General features: G+C 68.8%; 17 protein-coding genes. 10 read left to right on the top strand and 7 right to left on the bottom strand.

Features of this window, described 5'->3' with window-relative positions; genetic code table 11:
- Positions 1-3 precede the first annotated feature (3 nt).
- Positions 4-1,428: a mechanosensitive ion channel domain-containing protein gene (locus tag CQ045_RS08610; protein WP_105722701.1), complete on the bottom strand. Its 1,425-nt coding sequence runs from the start codon at positions 1,426-1,428 to the stop codon at positions 4-6.
- Between the two features lie 2 nt (positions 1,429-1,430).
- Positions 1,431-3,590 (bottom strand): adenylate/guanylate cyclase domain-containing protein, encoded by a 2,160-nt coding sequence (locus tag CQ045_RS08605; RefSeq protein WP_181156504.1) that lies wholly within the window; start codon positions 3,588-3,590, stop codon positions 1,431-1,433.
- A gap of 104 nt (positions 3,591-3,694) precedes the next feature.
- Here CQ045_RS08605 and CQ045_RS08600 point away from each other — a divergent pair, with 104 nt between their 5' ends.
- Positions 3,695-4,426, top strand: coding sequence for a Pr6Pr family membrane protein (locus CQ045_RS08600; RefSeq protein ID WP_105722697.1), 732 nt, complete (start codon positions 3,695-3,697; stop codon positions 4,424-4,426).
- 120 nt (positions 4,427-4,546) lie between these two features.
- Here the strand turns inward: CQ045_RS08600 and CQ045_RS08595 are convergent, their stop codons facing one another.
- Both CQ045_RS08595 and CQ045_RS08590 read right to left on the bottom strand, forming a co-directional pair.
- Complete coding sequence (locus CQ045_RS08595; protein ID WP_258131006.1) at positions 4,547-5,971, bottom strand: NAD(P)-binding domain-containing protein; 1,425 nt, start codon at positions 5,969-5,971, stop codon at positions 4,547-4,549.
- 210 nt (positions 5,972-6,181) lie between these two features.
- Complete coding sequence (locus tag CQ045_RS08590) at positions 6,182-6,514, bottom strand: hypothetical protein (RefSeq protein WP_105722693.1); 333 nt, start codon at positions 6,512-6,514, stop codon at positions 6,182-6,184.
- A gap of 174 nt (positions 6,515-6,688) precedes the next feature.
- Here CQ045_RS08590 and CQ045_RS08585 point away from each other — a divergent pair, with 174 nt between their 5' ends.
- Genes CQ045_RS08585 through CQ045_RS08555 form a run of 7 tightly spaced genes read left to right on the top strand, consistent with a single transcriptional unit; the run spans position 6,689 to position 13,031 of the window.
- On the top strand, positions 6,689-7,789 hold the full coding sequence (locus CQ045_RS08585) for an AAA family ATPase (RefSeq protein ID WP_374955018.1): 1,101 nt from the start codon (positions 6,689-6,691) through the stop codon (positions 7,787-7,789).
- A 7-nt stretch (positions 7,790-7,796) separates the two neighbouring features.
- Positions 7,797-8,684, top strand: a complete 888-nt coding sequence (locus CQ045_RS08580; RefSeq protein WP_105722691.1) for a DUF58 domain-containing protein — start codon at positions 7,797-7,799, stop codon at positions 8,682-8,684.
- The gene (locus tag CQ045_RS08575) at positions 8,671-9,162 is read left to right on the top strand and encodes a hypothetical protein (RefSeq protein ID WP_105722689.1); all 492 of its coding nucleotides are present in this window, start codon (positions 8,671-8,673) and stop codon (positions 9,160-9,162) included. The genes CQ045_RS08580 and CQ045_RS08575 overlap by 14 nt, the downstream gene beginning before the upstream one ends.
- Positions 9,153-10,139: a VWA domain-containing protein gene (locus tag CQ045_RS08570; protein ID WP_258131005.1), complete on the top strand. Its 987-nt coding sequence runs from the start codon at positions 9,153-9,155 to the stop codon at positions 10,137-10,139. Before CQ045_RS08575 ends, CQ045_RS08570 begins: the two co-directional genes overlap by 10 nt.
- Complete coding sequence (locus CQ045_RS08565; protein WP_105722685.1) at positions 10,136-11,191, top strand: VWA domain-containing protein; 1,056 nt, start codon at positions 10,136-10,138, stop codon at positions 11,189-11,191. The genes CQ045_RS08570 and CQ045_RS08565 overlap by 4 nt, the downstream gene beginning before the upstream one ends.
- On the top strand, positions 11,188-11,934 hold the full coding sequence (locus CQ045_RS08560; RefSeq protein WP_105722683.1) for a tetratricopeptide repeat protein: 747 nt from the start codon (positions 11,188-11,190) through the stop codon (positions 11,932-11,934). The genes CQ045_RS08565 and CQ045_RS08560 overlap by 4 nt, the downstream gene beginning before the upstream one ends.
- Positions 11,934-13,031, top strand: coding sequence for a DUF4064 domain-containing protein (locus CQ045_RS08555; RefSeq protein WP_105722681.1), 1,098 nt, complete (start codon positions 11,934-11,936; stop codon positions 13,029-13,031). The genes CQ045_RS08560 and CQ045_RS08555 overlap by 1 nt, the downstream gene beginning before the upstream one ends.
- 26 nt (positions 13,032-13,057) lie before the next feature.
- Here CQ045_RS08555 and CQ045_RS08550 read toward each other — a convergent pair whose 3' ends face one another.
- Positions 13,058-14,053, bottom strand: coding sequence for a hypothetical protein (locus tag CQ045_RS08550; protein WP_258131004.1), 996 nt, complete (start codon positions 14,051-14,053; stop codon positions 13,058-13,060).
- 133 nt (positions 14,054-14,186) lie between these two features.
- On the bottom strand, positions 14,187-15,158 hold the full coding sequence (locus CQ045_RS08545) for an alpha/beta hydrolase (protein ID WP_105722677.1): 972 nt from the start codon (positions 15,156-15,158) through the stop codon (positions 14,187-14,189).
- 202 nt (positions 15,159-15,360) lie between these two features.
- On the opposite strand from CQ045_RS08545, the gene CQ045_RS08540 reads away from it, so the two are divergent.
- Positions 15,361-15,768 carry a pyridoxamine 5'-phosphate oxidase family protein gene (locus CQ045_RS08540; protein ID WP_105722675.1) on the top strand — a complete coding sequence of 136 codons (408 nt, stop codon included), beginning with the start codon at positions 15,361-15,363 and terminating at the stop codon, positions 15,766-15,768.
- Positions 15,769-15,805: 37 nt separating this feature from the next.
- On the opposite strand, the gene CQ045_RS08535 is transcribed toward CQ045_RS08540, so the two are convergent.
- Positions 15,806-16,513, bottom strand: a complete 708-nt coding sequence (locus CQ045_RS08535; RefSeq protein WP_105722673.1) for a ZIP family metal transporter — start codon at positions 16,511-16,513, stop codon at positions 15,806-15,808.
- A gap of 223 nt (positions 16,514-16,736) precedes the next feature.
- Here CQ045_RS08535 and argG point away from each other — a divergent pair, with 223 nt between their 5' ends.
- A complete protein-coding gene (gene argG / locus CQ045_RS08530) occupies positions 16,737-18,182 on the top strand; it encodes an argininosuccinate synthase (protein ID WP_105722671.1) in 1,446 nt (481 codons plus the stop codon).
- Positions 18,183-18,249 lie beyond the last annotated feature (67 nt).

Below are 18,249 nucleotides of genomic sequence, written 5' to 3'. Positions count from 1 at the left end.
GCTTCAGCGCCCCGTGATGATCCCGCGGGCGATGCCGAGCTCGGCGAGCCGCGACGCTGCCAGACTCCGCTTGAGCTCGAGCGACTCCCCGATCTCCGCGGCCAGCCGTGGCCGCGTGCGGATCAGAGCGTCGATCGTGTCGAGCGGCAGCACGACCACCGTGAGGATCTCACCGGCGACCGTCACGGCCTGCGTGCGCTCGCGGGTGAGAGCGGTCTGCCCGATGAGGTCGCCCTTCTCGGCCGCGGCGAACTCGACGCGACCGCCCTCGACATCGAGCGCGAGCACCGCTCGGCCCGACAGCACCACGCGCACCTCGTCGGGCACGACCCCGCTGGGCATCACGATCTCGCCGACGCCGTAGCGCTCCAGGCGCGCCTCGGCGAGGACCGCCTCGATGTCGTCGTCGCGCAGATGCAGGGTCGGCGCGATCTGGTGCATCGCCTCGACCAGACGCTGCGGCTCCGCGAGCGGGTCCGTGGAGTCGCCGTCGAGCGCGAATCCGCGACGCCGTGCCGCGTACCAGAGCCACGACAGGTACATGGAGAGCGCGCGGGGGGCGTCGGCGGGACCGGCCACCGGAATCGACACGGAGTACGCGCCGGCACCCGAGTAGTCGACGGTCGCCCGCTCGCGCTGCAGTCGCATCGGAAGCGAGTCGGCCACCTCGACGAGCAGCGCGATCACCTCGTGCGGAGGGTCGTCGGTCGAGAACTTCACAGCCGTCTCGGAGTAGTACGGCCCTTCTGGCTCACTCATGTTCGTGAACGAGGCGCCGGAGAGGGTCGAGTTCGGCACGATCTGGATGCCGGAGCCCGTGTCGATGTGCACGGCGCGCCAGTTCACCTCGACGACCCGGCCCTTGACGCCGGCGGCATCCAGCCAGTCGCCGATCTTGAACGGCTGCTCGAACAGCAGCAGCAGACCGGAGATCACGCCGCCCACCGCGTTCTGCAGGGCGAGACCGATCACGATCGATCCGACGCCGAGAGCGGTGAAGAGGCCGCCCACGTCGGCATCCCATACCCAGGAGAACAGCAGCGCGAGACCGACGCCCACCAGGACGAGCCTGCCGATCTCCACGAAGATCGAGGGGATGCGCTCCCGCCAGGATCCCGGCTTCGCATTCGCGAAGAGCGCGACATTGAACGCCGACAGCACGAGCAGGATGATGAGGAACCCGAACACGGTCGCCACGACCCGCGTCCACACCTGATCGGCGGGCGACTGGATCGCGAAGACGAGCAGTGCGAACAGCGCCCCGACGGGGACGACCCAGTTGCGCAGCATCCGCAGCGGCTTCGCCACCGGGTTGCCGCGACGCGTCAGTGTGCCGATGAGCTCGGTGAGGACCACGAGCAGCACGGGCACGCCGACGGCGAGCCCGATGATCCACCAGCCCCACCCGCCGGTGAAGACGTCGCCCATGATCAGACCACCTTCCACACGGTCTCGGTCCTGCCCTGCGTCTCCACCGTCCCCGCTTCGACGTAGGTGACGATCTCCTGCGTGCGATCGCGCACGGTCTGACTCACGTAGATGCCGGGCTCACCGCTGACCGAGCGCACCCGGTAGGCGAGGTTCACGGCGTCGCCCCAGAGGTCGTAGGCGAGGCTCGTCCGCGCCACGAGACCGCTCGTCACCGTCCCGGTGTGGACGCCTGCGCGCAGCGAGATCTGCGTGCCGTTCTGCGCGTTGAACCGCTCGAGCACCCCGAGCAGACTCCGTGCGAACTCGACCGTGCGCCGGATGTTGTCGACGCGCGGCACGATGAGGCCCGACGACGCGAGGTAGCCGCCACGCAGCGTGCGCACCTTCTCGACGCCCGCCTTCTCGGCCGCCTCGTCGAACCCGCGCATCAGGGTGTTCAGCAGGCCGATCTCCTCCTCGGCGCTCATCTCGCGCGCGAGGTCGTCGAAACCGACGAGCTCGGCGAACACGACGGACACGTTCTCGTGCGCCTCGGTGATCGCTTCCTCACCCTGCTTGTACTTTGTCGCGACGCTCTCGGGCATCAGGGTGTGCAGCAGCTTCTCGTTCTCCTTCTGCTGCTCCTCGATCAGGTCCTGCTTGATCCGCAGGCTCGAAGCCATGTCGTTGAACGCACTGCCGAGATCGCCGAACTCGTCGCGCGAACCCTGTGGCACCTGCACGTCGAGATCCCCCTCGGCGACACGGTGCACGGCGCCGACCAGGCGATGGATCGGGCGTGTGAACACCTGCGCGAGCAGGAGCGAGAGCAGCGAGACGCCGAGCAGGATGCCGAGCAGCGAGAGCAGCACGTTGCGGGTGAAGACGTTCACCGGCTCGAACGCCTCCGCCGTATCGATCCGGGCGATCACGACCCAGTCGAGTCCCTCGATCTCGAGCGGGGCGTAGGCCGTGACGCTCTCGCCGCCGATGAAGTCCCGACCGACGACCGTGCCGCTGCGGCCGGCCTGCGCCTCCTGCACGGCCTTCGTGTCCACGGGCTGCAGCAGGACGGTGCCCTTGATCGCGGCGATGCGGTCGACGATCGTCGGAGCCATCCCTCCGCTGATCAGGCGCTTCACGTAGTCGTCCGGGTCTTCCACGAGCCGGCGCGCGGTGCTGCGCATGAGGTCGTCGCGTCCGACGAGGTAGACCTCGCCGGTATCGCCGAGACCCTGCTCCTTCCACTGCTCGCCGCCGGTCATCACGTCGTTGATCGTGTCGATGGAGATCTGGAACGCCATCGCGCCGGTGATGCCGCTGTCATTCCCGACCGGGGAGACGACCCACATCGCGGGGACGTTCAGAGAAGGGATCCAGCGGTCGAAATCGGTGAGGACGACGGTGTTGACGGAGTTCGTCGCGATCGCCTCGGCGTAGGCCTTCGCCAGGACGGAGTCGCGGTACGGTCCGGTCAGGACGTTCGTGCCGAGCTCGACACCCTTGTAGGCGGAGAACGTGACGTCACCGTCGAGGTTGAGCAGCAGAGCATCCTCGTACCCGGCTTCCTGCACCAGGCGCGTGAAGTAGTCGCCGTAGCGGTCGATCGCAGCCGAGTAGTCGGTGCCGTCTCCGCTGTCGTTGAAGGTCAGCTGCGCGTCGTAGTCGGCGTCGAAGTCCTCGTTCCCCAGCGCGTACTGCAGCTGCACGTACTGTCCGGCTGCGGAGTCGGGGATGAAGGCGGTGTCTCCATACTCCTCGCCGGAGCGGACCTCGAGTTCGGGGATGAAGACGTCCTTGTAATAGGTCTCCAGTTCTTCACTCTGGCTCTCGTCGAGCTCCGCGTCGGCGAGGTCGGCGAAGCCTGCGTTCACGGCCGTCGACATGCTCTGTGCGCTGAGGTTGCGGGAGTGCAGCGAGGCATCGCGCCGAACGCTCTCCATGAAGGTGGTGACCTCCGCCGCACGCATCGAGCGAATGGTGATCAGCTGGTCGACGGCTGAGTCGTGCAGCGACTGCCGCCCGTTCACGAAGCCGATCGCACCGACGATCACCGAGGAGACGAGGCTCACCGCCAGCAACATGATCAGGAGTTTGGACTGGATGCTGAGCCCGGCCCGGCTGAATCGCCGCTTCTTGGCTCCGCTCGCATCGATCGTGCTGTTTCCGCCTTCGCTCATATGCCCCTCCGCCATGCGCGTGCTGCGTGAACGGTCCGACGATATCGATATATCGGTGCCGCAGTCTACGGAAACCTGCCGCTACAGTTGCCGACGGAGGCGAAATGACGACCTGGTGGCCCTATCTGCGCATCGCCGCAGCCGTACTCGCTGCGGCAGCGATCATCGCGCAGCTCATCCGTACCCTCGAGATCGCCGGCGCGGCGACGACCGAGTGGGGCGCGCATCTTCCTACGGTCATCGCGAACTTCTTCAGCTTCTTCACGATCGAGTCGAACGTGCTCGCCGTGGTCGCACTGGCGTGCGGCGGCTTCTGGGCGCTCGCTCACCGCGGCTCGACGGCCGAACCCCGCTGGCTCGCGATCCTGTTGATGTGCGCCAGCACCTACATGATCGTCACCGGCGTGGTCTACAACCTGTTGCTGCGCGGCATCGAGCTGCCCCAGGGCTCGACCGTGGGCTGGTCGAACGAGGTGCTGCACGTCGTGATCCCGATCATCATGCTGGCCGATGTGCTGTTCGCCCCGCGGCGTCGCTCCCTCGGCTGGGGCGCCGTGGGGATCGCCGCCATCTTCCCGATCGTCTGGGTGATCTACACCCTGATCCGGGCGAACCTGGTGATCGCCCCGGCGTCCGGGAAGCCGTCGTGGTACCCCTACCCGTTCCTCGACCCGGCGCAGCCCGGCGGCTACGGAGGCGTCTCCCTCTACGTGCTGCTGATCGCCGCGATCATCATCGGCGCCGCCGCCCTCGTCGTGTGGGTGGGCCGTCGGCGGGCGATCGTGTCGGACTCGACCGCCGACGCCGCGATACCCCCCGCCGACCTCGCGCTCTGACGCCGACCTCGCGTTCTGACGCCGACCCACCCCCTTACGATCGGCCCACCCCTCTGCGTGCGCACGAAAGGGGGCGGGTCGACCACAAAGGGGTGGGTCGGCGTGACAAGCCGTCGGCGATCAGACGGCGGCGAGCGCCTCGCGGTCGTCATCACGGGACCGGCCCGCGATGCTCCGTGTCGGCTCGACGGCATCCGGATCCACGTCGAGGTAGCGCTCGAGGGAGTCGTCGAGCTCCTCGAGCCACGGCGTATGGTGCACGACCGCGAGCGTGCCGGTCATGACCGACTCGTAGATGCGGTCGCGGTAGCCCATGATGTCTTCCTTCTTGTCGTGCTTCCACGCGAGGAAGATCTCGACGACCCGGTCGATGTCGAACTCCGGGTAGTCGGTGAGCTGCAGCAGGTCGCGGATGTAGTCGGCCTGGAAGCGGATCTCCGCCCCGGCCGAGTCGATCTGACCGAAGCGCGTGCGCCACTCGGCGATGGATGCGGCGCGCTCCTGCTCGTCGGGCAGCGCGAGGCGCCCCAGGATGAGGTCGCGCACGTACCAGGCCTGCACGTCGAACATGTTGAACGTGAACCACTGGTCCTGCGCGCCGAGGTAGGTCAGCCGCGGATTGCCCTGCCACACCACCCCGCGATACAGGCCGTCGGGGTAGACGTTGTTCGGCGAGGACAGCGCGAGATCGTCGGGAAGGAACGGGTACTTGTGCAGGTACCCGGTGCACAGGATGACCGCGTCGACGTGCTTCGAGGTGCCGTCGGCGAAGAACGCTGTGCTGCCCTCGAAACGCTCGACCACCGGGCGCTCCTCGATGCCCTCGGGCCAGTCGTATCCCATGGGCGCCGACCGGAAGCTCGCCGTCACCGAGCGGGCTCCCATCTTGAACGCCTGACTGCCGATGTCTTCCGCCGAGTAGCTCGCTCCGATCACGAGCACGTCCTTGTCCGCGAAGGCCTCGGCGCCGCGGAAGTCATGGGCGTGGCTGATGTAGCCGGGGAACGTCTCGATGCCGGGGAAGTCCGGCACGTTCGGGAAGGAGAAGTGCCCGCTGGCGATGATCACGCGGTCGAACTCCTCCACGGTCGACTCACCCGTCGGCAGGTTCTCGCTGGTGAGCGTGAACACCTCGCGCTCGTCGTCGAACTCGATCCAGCGCACCACGGTCTGGAAGCGGATCAGGTCGCGCACGTCGCTCTTCTCCAGGCGCCCGGCGATGTAGTCCCACAGCACGGGACGCGGCGGGTAGGAGGAGATGGGGCGGCCGAAGTGCTCGTCGAAGCTGTAGTCCGCGAACTCCAGCGCCTCCTTCGGGCCGTTCGACCACAGGTTGCGGTACATGCTGGAGTGCACCGGCTCGCCGAACTCGTCCAGTCCCGTGCGCCAGGTGAAGTTCCACTGTCCGCCCCAGTCGGCCTGCTTCTCGAAGCAGACCAGTTCGGGGATCTCCGCCCCGGCGCGGGCCGCGGATTCGAAGGCCCGCAGCTGCGCCATACCCGAGGGGCCGGCGCCGATGATCGCTACTCGTTCTCTACTCGTCACGTATCTGTCCTCATATCTCTTCAGTCATGTATCGGCGCAGCCGCATCCGAGCGAGGAACAGTTCTGTCCCGGCGGGAGCGAAAGGCTCGACCTGCCCGGAAAGCGGCTGCCCTTCGACGGTATCAGTGTCGGTCGCGGGTGCCGGCGGGTGGGGGCGTCGGTGAACTATCCCGCGGGAGGCTGGGTCGCGAGCTTCGATCCATCGAAGACCTACCTCATCAGCAGTGCAACCTCGCTGACGTAGTTGGCGATGAAGGCACCAACGAGGGTGAGCACGACCCCGCTAACAGGGAGCCACCATCTCGATGGCCCCGGAAGCACCACTTGAAGTACGCCGACGAGGACGAACATCAGCACTGCGAACACAGCGAAGATGTTTCCCGTGACATCCAACAGCCCGAAGTCGCACTGCAGGTCGCAGTGGGGGATGTAGATGCGTTTGAAGTAGACGAGAGCGATCAGGATTCCGGCCACCACGAACTGCAGGCCCCAGAGCGCCGTGCTGAGCCCGCCGCCTGGGCTCGTCGTTCTGGGGGGGCTCATGCTGAGACCTTAGAACGCATGTCACCACTTACTCCATCCAGTGCCAGTGATGAAGTGTGCGGGACGCCACGAAGGTCCACCGATGCCGTCCCGGGTGGAAAGGAGAGTCGTCACAGGATGCTGCGACTACCCTGGCTGGGGGGAGAAGCGCCGCGCTCCTCAGGAGGAGAGAGCATGCATGACGTGAACGCCGCATCCCCGTATCCGGCCGCACCTCCACCCCCGCCCGCTCCCACGCGCACACCGGCGCCCGCTGCCACCCCGGCCGCGACGTCGACATCCGCGAACGGCGCACCCACCGACGCCGAGATGGCCAGGGCCACCGAGGTCCTGCGGATCATCTCCGCCTCGTACTCGGCGAAGATGGTCGGCCAGGAGCGGTTGCGCACGAGCCTGCTCGTCTCGCTCATCGCCGGCGGCCACATCCTGCTCGAGAGCGTGCCGGGACTGGCGAAGACCACCGCCGCCAGCACTCTCGCCGACACGGTGAAGGCGCAGTTCAAGCGCATCCAGTGCACGCCCGACCTGCTGCCGAGCGACATCACGGGCAACCAGATCTACGACGCCGCGACGGGCTCGTTCCGCACGGTGCTCGGACCGGTGCACGCGAACTTCGTGCTGCTCGACGAGATCAACCGCTCCAGCGCCAAAACGCAGAGCGCCATGCTCGAGGCGATGCAGGAGCACCAGACCACGATCGGCGGCGAGGTGCACCATCTGCCGAAGCCGTTCCTGGTGATCGCGACGCAGAACCCGATCGAGCAGGAGGGCACGTACGAGCTGCCCGAGGCGCAGATGGACCGCTTCCTGCTCAAGGAGATCGTCGAGTACCCGAGCCCCGCCGAAGAGCTCGAAGTGCTCAGCCGCATCGACTCCGGCGTGCTCGACCCTGACCGGCACGTGACCAGCGCCGTCAGCCTCGACGACGTGCACCTGCTGCAGGACGTCGCGAGCCGCATCTACGTCGACCCCGCGATCCGCAACTACATCGTGTCGATCGCCTACGTCACCCGGAACCCCGCGCCGTACATCGGCGAGGAGCGCGCCCGCTTCATCAAGTACGGGGCGAGCCCCCGCGCGAGCATCGCGTTCCTGCAGGCCTCGCGCGCGCTGGCGCTGCTGAAGGGTCGCTCGCATGTGCTGCCCGAGGACATCCGCGAGCTGCGGCACCTCGTGCTGCGGCACCGTGTGCTCCTGACGTTCGAGGCCGACGCCGAGGGCATCCGCAGCGAGGAGATCATCGACCAGATCTTCGCGTCGGTCCCCACGCCCTGACACCTCCATGGCCAGCCTGATCACGCAGGTGAAGAGCAAGCTCTTCATCCATTCGACGCGCAAGTCGCTGCACGCGCTCGACGGCGCCTACGCGTCGCTGCTGCACGGGCGGAGCCTCGACTTCGAAGACCTGCGCAAGTACGAGTACGGCGATCAGGTGCGTGACATCGACTGGCGGGCGACCGCGCGGCTGGGCACGCCGCTGGTCAAACGGCATCGCGCGATGAGAATGCACACCGTGCTGTTCGTGGTCGACACCGGGCGCTCGATGTCGGCACTCGCGTCGGACGAGCAGCCGAAGAAGGACCTGGCCATCCTCGCCACCGGCGTGCTCGGCGTGCTGACGCTGCGCCACGGCGACGACTTCACCACGGTGTACGGCGACTCGACGAAGGTCCGCCGCCTGGCTCCCGGGCGCAGTGAAGGGGCGCTCGAGCATGCCCTCCGCACCCTGGACAAGGCGATCGACGAGAGCTCCGCGCCGAGCGACCGCGACGCGCTGCTCTCCTTCGCCACCCGCACGATCTCCCGCCGCATGATCGTGGTCGTCGTCACCGACGAAGCCCCCGTCACGAGCGAGACGGAGCGGATGCTGCGCCGCCTGCGCGTGCAGCACGACGTGCTGTGGCTGACACTCCGCGACGCCGAGCCCGTGCTCGACCACTCCACGAGGCGCGCCCGCACCGACGTGGACAGCCGCTGGCAGGTGCCGGACTTCGTGCAGGGCGACCAGGGAATCGTGCAGGAGCTGACGGCGCAGCGCGAAGCGGATGCCGCGCACCTCGCCGAGATCCTCACCCGTCTGGAGATCAGCCACACCGTGCTGGACGGGCAGGACGACGCCGTCACGCAGCTGCTGCAGCTGCTGAATCGGAGGTCGAATGCCCGGCTCTGATGAGCTCTACCCGCCGGCGCAGTACGGCTGGGGATGGATGCTGCTCGCGATCGGCATCCTCGCCCTCCTGGTCCTCGGCGCCTGGCTGCTGATCGTTCTCACGCGACCGCGCCGGACGCTGTCGGTCGCGGACGAGACGGCCGGGCACGCGCCCCTGATCGTCGATGTGCTCTCGCAGCTGCGCACCGAGTACCTCGGTCGCATCCAGCAGATCGAGACCGACTACCGCGAGCGCCGGCTCTCCCCCCGTCAGGCGAATCTCGAGCTGAGCCGGGTCGTCCGCACCTTCGTGAACGAGTACAGCGGCCTGGAAGCGCCGGTGCTCGCTCTCGACGACCTCGTGGCGCGGGGTGTGCACCCCGCCCTGATCGACGCGATGGGACGGCACTACTACCCGAGCATCTTCCGGCAGGGACCGTCGATCGATCCCGTCGCCGGTGCCGAAGCCGCCAGGACGGTGGTGCGCGCATGGCATTAGCGAACGTCTGGATGCTGATCGCCGCGGCCGCCGTCGTGCTGATCGCGCTCGCGATCGGCCTCATCCTGGGGCTGCGCCGCGGAGGTCGCCTCCGCGGCGGCGACTCGGCGCGCATCGCCCGCGCCGAGCGCCTGCGCACGCTGCCGACCTTCCGCAGGGCGCTGGCACGACGCGCGCTCGCGCTGTCCGGCATCCTCGCTCTGGGCGCCACCGCGACGATCGTGGCCGGTGTCGTGGCCGCCCGGCCGATGTCGGCGCAGACCATCCAGCCCGTCAACACGAGCCGCGACATCATGCTGTGCCTCGACGTCTCGGGCTCCATGACCGAGGTCGACGTCGAGGTGCTCAACGTCTTCGACGAGCTGCTGGACGGCTTCGAGGGCGAACGGATCGGTCTGACGATCTTCAACAGCTCGCCGGTGCAGATCTTCCCCCTGACCGACGACTACGACTTCATCCGCGAGCACCTGGCGAGCATGACGAAGAGCTTCGACTACGTCGACCAGATCCCGGAGCACTGGGTCGGCACGCTCAACGGCGACGGCGCCTCGCTGATCGGCGACGGTCTCGCGGCCTGCGCGATGGGCTTCGACCGCCCCGACGACGAGCGGTCGCGATCGGTCATCTTCGCGACCGACAACGAGATCAACGGCGCCTCGATCGTGACGCTCCAGGAGGCGGCCGCCTATGCCGCATCCAAGGACGTGCGCGTCTTCGCGTTGAACCCGGTGCAGGGCAAGGATGCCGCGGTGAGCGCGGAACTGACCGCGGCGGCCGAAGCCACCGGCGGTGCCGCGTTCGGGCTGCGCGACACGACGACCGTCTCGGACATCGTCAGCCAGGTGCAGGAGCAGGAGGCGACCGAGCTCCGCGGCGAGGCGCAGGTCGTCTGGACCGACACGCCGAACCTCTGGATCGCACTGCTCTCGGTCTTCCTCCTCGCCTTCGTCGTGGTGCTGTGGAGGGTGCGACTGTGATCTTCCAACCCGTGCTCAACCCGCTGCTGATCGCGCTGCTGTGCCTGCCCGTCGCCGCCCTCGCCGTCTGGGTGCTGGTGCGACCGGCGAAGTCGGGCACCGCGCCCACCGACCCGCGTGCGCTCGCCGGACATCGCGCACTCTGGGCGATGCGCCTGGTGCTGGTGCTCGCCTGCTTCGCCATGCTGCTGCGTCCCGGCATCCCCGGCGGCGCGACGCAGACTCTCGCGACCGACACCGACATCGTGCTCGTCGTCGACACCACGGCGAGCATCGTGGCCGAGGACTGGGGCGACGACGAGCCGCGGCTCGACGGCATCCGCGACGACGTACGGGCGCTCGTCGAGGAGTATCCGGGTGCGCGCTTCGCCCTGATCACCTCGGATGCGGCGGCCGAGCTGCGGATGCCGCTGACCACCGACACCACGGCGCTCATGGGCTCGCTCGAAGTGCTGCGACCGGAGGTCACCAGTCAGTCCCGCGGAAGCTCGATCGGCATCGCGGCTCCCCTGTTGACGGAGACGCTCGCCTCGGCGGCCGAGTCATCTCCCGATCGCTCGCGGATGGTCTTCTACTTCGGCGACGGCGAGCAGACCGTGGACTCGGAGCCGGAGTCGTTCAGCTCCAGCGAGAAGTACACCGACGCCGGTGGAGTGTTCGGCTACGGCACCACCGAGGGCGGGCCGATGCGCATCACGACGGGCGATGTGTCCGCCACCGGAACCGCGGAGTACATCCAGTACGAGGGCTCCGACGCGCTGTCGGTGATCGATGACGCGAACCTCGAGGCCATCGCCGCACAGCTCGGTGTCGAGTACGAGCATCGGACGGCGGAGGCCGCGCCGACCCTGCCGGCGGCACCGTCCACCACCACGAGCTACGCCGAATCCGGAGAGGTCGGCAACGTCACCGAGCTGTACTGGATCGCCGCTCTCGTCATCCTGCTGATCCTGGGCGTCGAGCTCACCCGCGCCGCGATGCTGATCGCGCGGCTCCGGCAGCTGCGCGCACCGCGGCAGGGCCGCCCGACCGCGGAAGGGGGCTCATCGTGACCACGCAGAACGAAGCCGCCGCCGCGCTCCTCCGATCCAACCGCCGCCGGCGCAGCATCCGTCGGTGGGTGGCGATCGGGACGCTCCCGCTCACCCTCGCCGCGCTCTTCTTCGTGGGCAAGCTGCTGAGCATGTACGCATTCGCCCATCAGGCCATCTCCGCCTACGTCGTCGACGATTTCGCCGGGTCGGAAGGTTCGGCGCGCGGGCAGGAGTTCCTGAACTGGTTCGAGCCGTACAAAGCGCCGTTCAACATCGGCACGGCGCTCGGGGCGGCGGAGCAGCTGCCCGAGGCCAGGGCCGAGCTGGAGAAGGCGCTCGACCTCGCGACCGGGCTGGAGGTGTGCGGCGTGCGGATCAACCTCGCACTCGTCGTCGAGCGGATGGGTGACGCCGCCCGTGCCGACGGCGACGGCGTGACCGCGGCCGAGCTCTACGGCCAGGCGCTGGCCATCACGGTGGAGACGCCCGAGGAATGCCACAGCGAGGAGGCGCAGCAGCAATCCTCCGATCCGCAGCGCGACATGTCGGACACTCTCGACAGCACAGAGGACCGGTTGAAGCAGAAGCAGCAGCAGGAGGACCAGCAACAGGAGCAGCCCCAACCCCAGCCCGGCGAGGACGAGCAGCCCTCCGAGGACAAGCTGAAGGGCCTCCAGGACAAGCTCGAGCAGGGCACGCAGGAGCGCGACCAGCAGCAGGGCGACGACCCTGGCGGTTCGGGAACGGAAAAGCCGTGGTGATGGACCACGAGAAGCAGCGGGCGCGCTACATCGCGGGCACCGAGGGCGCGCCGCCGGTGCCGCCGCCCGGCGGGTATCGCGGTGCGCGGCGTCAGGTCCCCGGTGCGGCGTCCGTCCCTGCCGTCGTGACCGCAGCCGCCGACGCTCCGAAGAAACCGGCGAACGCCCTCGGATGGGTCGCGCTCTCGGCCTCGATCCTGTTCGCACTGATCCTGCTCGGCATGCTGGTCGCCGGTGGCACCGACACCCTCTACGGCGTCACGATGCTCACGCTGCAGCTCGTGGTGGTCGCCACGATCGTCGCCGCCCTGTTCACGACGAGAGGACGGATGCTGGGTGCGATCGCCCTGGTCGTCGCCATCCTCTTCAACGTCGCGACGGTCGGCGGCATGAGCGCCCTGCAGACCTCGGCGTCCGGCAACTACGAGGGCACGAAGACGGCGGCGCAGAGGCACGCGGAGGCGTACCCCGGGATCAAGGGCACCGATCCGCAGCAGACGCTCTCGCAGCAGTCGCTGGAGGAGGTCCGCGCACAGTCGGAGAGCCTGTTCGCCGACATCCGCACGCGACTCACCGAGGAGTTCGGCTACACCTGGACGCAGGTGGGCGACGAAGATCTGCGCCCCGAGCGCAACGGCTACGGGGGCGAGTCGATGCTGGTCGAGCTGACCTCGACGACCTGGGCGACCAACGAACCCATCCAGGACTACGACCGCAAGCTCCAGGTGATGGCCGTGATCAGCGAGGTCGTCGTCGAGCACGGGCTGTGGGACCTGTACGCCTTCAACGACCCGTCGATCTCGGGCATCGACCCCGCGATGATCACGAAGCTCTACGGCAGCGACGACCCGCGCACGCAGACCACCTGGGAGTACTACACCGAGAACTACCCGGATCCGCTGCGGTTCTACGCGAACATCTACGACCTCTCCAACGACCCGGACGGCGGCTTCCTGGCCGCGCGGGAGGCGCAGAACGCCCGCACCGGCGAGCCTCTCGAGGGCCTGCAGCTGGTCGTCATCGCGAGCGGTGTGCTCAGCGATGCCGACCGGGAGGAGTTCGAGCAGAAGCTGCAGGAGTATCCGGGCTTCGACTGAGTCCGGGTGGGTCCGGCGTCGGATCCTCAGAGACGGAGGGTCAGCAGCATCCGGGCCAGCACGTAGCGGGCATGCCCCCGGGATGTACGCGGGTCGTACCCGAGGGCGTCGACGAGAGCGGTCATCCGCTCCTGCACGCTGGAGTGATGACGCCCCAGACGCAGGGCGGCGGCGCGGATGCTGTGCTCCTCGGCGACGGCGTCGAGAAGCTCGCGGCTGCGGTCGTCGAGGGCGGCGAGCGCGGCGGCGTCCGGATGGAGAGGCCCGGCATCGGCGGCCTCCGCGACGAGCAGAAGCGCCCCGAGGTCGGCGGCGTCGACGACGGGTTCACCGGGACTCGTCAGGCGCACGGCCACCAGCGCGGACGACCACGACGCGGGAAGCCGATCCCCCGACCCCGCGATGCCGATACCCAGACGCAGTCCGGCGCTTGCGGGCCAGGCGCGCTCCGCGTGCGTTCCCGCGTCCAGGATCGTCGCACGCGTGAGACCGTGCCGCGTGGCGACCACGGCCGACGGATGCTGCGGCAGCGGTGCCGGGTCGGGCGGAGACGCGATCAGCCGGAGCGCACCGGGACCGAGTCGGAGTCGGGGCAGCGCGGCGGCCCGCTCGTCCGCCCCGGCGTAAGAGCTGATGGCGAGCTCGACGGCGCTCTCCGGGCCCACCGACCGGCGTGCGCGGATGATGCCCAGCGCGAGGGTCAGCCGTTCCAGGATCATCGCGTCGTTGGTGTGGGGGTCTCCCTCGCGCTCGATCCAGGCGACGGCATCCGGTCCGCTCTCTCGCACCGGCCAGGTATGGGACGGCTCGACGGGATCGATGCGCACCCCGTCGGCGCGTACCCGCATGATCTGCCTGCCGTCGCGCTGTCCCACGGTCGCCCCGCTGAGCACCGCGGCTCCGCGCAGCATGCTCTCGACGCCGACCGAGCGGGCGACGAGCGCATCGAAGTAGGTGACGACTTTGAGCGTCTCGCTGGCATCCGGGTCGAGGGCGGTGAGCCGCCCCAGCAGATCTTGCATGTCGGGCTCCATCGCACGCGGGGATTCCACCCTACGGGGTCGTGCACCCGGCCACCGTCGCGCTTTCTGTCCGTCTGCGAGCCGGAAACCGACAGAAAGCGCGACGGGAGGAAGCCGCGCACGCGGTCCTGATTCAGGAGAGCAGGCGGTTCACCCAGTTGTCCCGCGCGGCGAGCATCGCCTGCGCGACGGCCGTGTGCGGTGCGAACATGTCGAAGCCGTGGAAGCCTCCGGCCCAGACGTGCAGCTCGGCCTGGACGCCGGCTTCCCAGAGCTTCGTGGCGTAGGCGACATCCTCGTCGCGGAACACCTCGGCGCTGCCGCAGTCGATGAAGGCAGGCGGCAGCGCGCCGAGGTCGGTCGCCCTGGCCGGAGATGCGTAGATCGAGACGTCGTCCGAGCCACGGCGATCACCGAGGAGGGCGGTCCATCCGGTGATGTTCGAGCCGCGGTCCCAGACTCCGATGCCGTCGATCTGCTGCGTCGACACCGATTCGTCGCGGTCGTCGAGCATCGGATAGATGAGCAGCTGTCCGATCAGGTCCGGGCCCCGGCGATCGCGTGCCAGCAGAGCCGTTCCGGCTGCGAGGCCGCCGCCCGCGCTCGCGCCGCCGATCATCAGGCGCGACAGGTCGATGCCGAGCTCCTGGGCGTGCTCGGCGGTCCAGACGAGTCCGGCGTAGCAGTCCTCGACCGGGTACGGATCGGGGAACTCCGGGGCGAGACGGTACTCGACCGTGACGATGACGCCGTTGAAGCGCTCCGCCCAGTCGAGGAAGCCGACCACGCCGAGCCAGCGGTTGCCGATGATCATTCCGCCGCCGTGCGTGTGGAAGAAGCCGGGCCCGGTGCCCGTCCGCCCCTCCTTCTCGATCACCGAGACGACGATCTCGTCGCGGTCGTGCCCGGGGATCACCACGTCGCGATGGGTGAACCCGCGCTCCGTGAGCGCCGCGAAGATCTCCTCCTCGCCGCCGACCGGCGACTGGCGCAGCAACGGGATCATCTCCGCCGTGAGGGTGGACGGCATCTGGTCGCCGACGAGCGCGAGTGCGGCCTCGAGCTCGGGGTCGAAGGGCGGGCGTGCCAGGGTCGTGTCAGTCATCAGAACTCCTTTGTCCTCGGCCGCCGTCGCGGCGGCGTCCCGCCAGCCTCCTGCACGCCGCACCCGAGGATAACCCGCCGGTCGGGCCCGATCCGATGCCTCCCGACCGCCGGATGGCGGGTGTCCGATTCCGCCGGCCGAGGGTCCCTTGAAGGCGCGCGTCACCCTGGATAGCCTGGCGCCAGAGGGAAGGTGCGCGCGAATGATCCGAGTACTCGAAGAGCAGCAGTCCTACGAGCTGCTGGCCACCACCACGATCGGCCGAATCGGGTTCGTCCACGAGGGGCGGGTGCAGATCCATCCCGTGAACTACGCCGTCTCCGGTCACGACCTGCTTCTGCGCACCGCCCCCGACGGCCTGCTCGCCTCCCTCGTCGACGAACCGGCGGAGATGTCGTTCGAGGTGGATTACCACGATCCGATCGGGACCACGGGATGGAGCGTGCTGATGCACGGCACGCTGTCGAGGGCGTCCGCAGAAGAGGCTGAAGGCATCGCCGCTCGGGTGCACCCGTGGGCGGGTGACGATCGCGATCTCCCGCTGACGTTCCGCATCGACAGCATCGCGGGTCGCAGCGTCCGACGAGACGCCTTCCGCGGCAAGGACTGACGCTCCGGCGTCGCGCCTCGTCGCCGGGTGCCGTCGTTCAGGAGGCGAGGGCGAGGCCCGCGGCGAGCGCGAAGCCCAGCACGGTCGCGAGCCCGGTCGACTCCTTGGCCTTGGACTGCGCCTCCGGGATCATCGAGTCGACGAGCATCACGAGCAGCGCACCCGCCGCGAAGCCGCTCGCCGCGGAACGGAACTCGTCGCCGGTGACGCTCGCGAGGCCGAAGCCGGCGACGGTCGCCGCCGCGCAGATCACCGCGACCCCGGCCCAGAGCAGCAGCACGCGCGATTTCGCCATGCCGCCTTCGAGCAGGTCGGCGGCCGAGCCGATCGACTCCGGCAGGTTCGAGACCAGGATGGCCACGACGAGCGCGATGCTCACCGGCTCCCCGGATGCCAGTCCGATGCCGAGCACGAGCTGCTCCGGGATGCCGTCGAGCAGGGCGCCGACCGCGAGCTGGCCGCCGCCCGCCTGCTCCTTGGTCTTCGCCGCCCTCGCGTCGAGGATGCGGTCGGCGATGTAGTAGCTGATCGCACCGGCTGCGACACCGATCACGAGGGGGATGGGACCCGCGAGATCGAGCCCCTCCTCCCAGAGCTCGAACGCGATCGATGCCATCAGCGCGCCGGCGCCGAAGCCCAGCACGATGCCGAGCCATCGCGGCGGCCACTTCCGGAGCAGCGCGAGCACCGCGCCGATGAACAGCGGCGCCGCCGCGACCGCGCCCCACAGGACTGCCTCTCCCATGTCACACCTCCGTGGGGCCTACTCTCCCACTTCGGTGCGCTCGGGCAGCCGCGCGATCGGCGAAAGCCGAGACGTGTCGCGCGCGCCTCGTCGGGTCGCGCGTCGACACGCCGCCCTGCACCCGTCGCCTCTCGGTTTCGGCGGATCTCCCGCGTCAGCCCCGGCTTCTCTCCGCCCTGAGGCGAGACAGGGCGACACGCCGCCCGCGGATAGACTGGGAGTCATGTCCAAGGTCCTCCAGTCCCTGCCCGTCGGCGAGCGCGTCGGCATCGCCTTCTCCGGAGGACTCGACACCTCCGTCGCCGTCGCGTGGATGCGCGAGAAGGGCGCGGTTCCCTTCACGTACACCGGCGACCTCGGCCAGTACGACGAAGACGACATCGCATCGATCCCGGGCCGCGCGCTGGAGTACGGCGCCGAGGCCTCGCGCCTGATCGACTGCAAGACCGCCCTGGTCGAAGAGGGCTTCGTCGCCCTCTCCTGCGGCGCGTTCCACATCCGCTCCGGCGGCAAGACGTACTTCAACACGACGCCTCTCGGTCGCGCGGTCACCGGCACCATGCTCGTGCGCGCCATGAAGGAGGACGGCGTCGACATCTGGGGCGACGGCTCCACCTACAAGGGCAACGACATCGAGCGGTTCTACCGCTACGGCCTGCTCGCCAACCCCCGCCTGCGCATCTACAAGCCGTGGCTCGACGCCGACTTCGTCACCGAGCTCGGCGGCCGCAAGGAGATGAGCGACTGGCTCGTCGCCCGCGACTTCCCGTACCGCGACTCCGCCGAGAAGGCCTACTCGACCGACGCCAACATCTGGGGTGCGACGCACGAGGCGAAGACCCTCGAGCACCTGAACGTCTCGCTCGAGACCGTCGACCCGATCATGGGCGTGAAGTTCTGGGACCCGTCCGTCGCGATCGAGACCGAAGACGTCACCGTGACGTTCGAGGCCGGTCGCCCCGTCGCGATCAACGGCGTCGAATACTCCGACCCGGTCGCGCTGGTCATGGAGGCGAACACGATCGGCGGACGCCACGGCCTCGGCATGAGCGACCAGATCGAGAACCGCATCATCGAGGCGAAGTCGCGCGGCATCTACGAGGCTCCGGCCATGTCGCTGCTGTTCATCGCCTACGAGCGCCTGGTCAACGGCATCCTGAACGAAGACACCCTCGCGACCTACCACGAGCAGGGTCGCCGCCTCGGCCGCCTGATGTACGAGGGCCGCTGGCTCGAGCCGCAGTCGCTCATGCTGCGCGAGTCGATCCAGCGTTGGGTCGGCCTCACGATCTCGGGCACCGTCACGATCCGTCTGCGTCGCGGCGACGACTGGACGATCCTCGACACCGTCTCACCGAACCTCTCGTACGGCCCGGAGAAGCTGTCGATGGAGCGCGTCGGCGACGCGGCCTTCGGCCCGGTCGACCGCATCGGCCAGCTCACCATGCGCAACCTCGACATCGCCGACTCCCGCGCCCGCCTCGAGCAGTACGCGGGCCTCGGCCTGGTCGGCGGCGCGACCGGCGAGCTCGTCGGCCGCGTGACTGCCGGCGAGTCCGGTGAGATCACGGAATCGGTCCACGGCTCGATCTCCGAAGCGGACGAGACCCTGGCGGATGCCGTCGACACGGCATCCGAGGGCGCGGCCTTCGACTCCGGCACCGACTGACGGTTCACCGCACGGACGAACCTCTGAGGGGGTGGATGCTTCGGCATCCACCCCCTCAGCGTGTCGC

This window comes from Microbacterium sp. MYb66, from assembly GCF_002979435.1.
Taxonomy (GTDB): domain Bacteria; phylum Actinomycetota; class Actinomycetes; order Actinomycetales; family Microbacteriaceae; genus Microbacterium.
The sequence above is the reverse complement of the archived record's forward strand: the minus strand, read 5'-3'. Positions and strand labels throughout refer to the sequence as shown.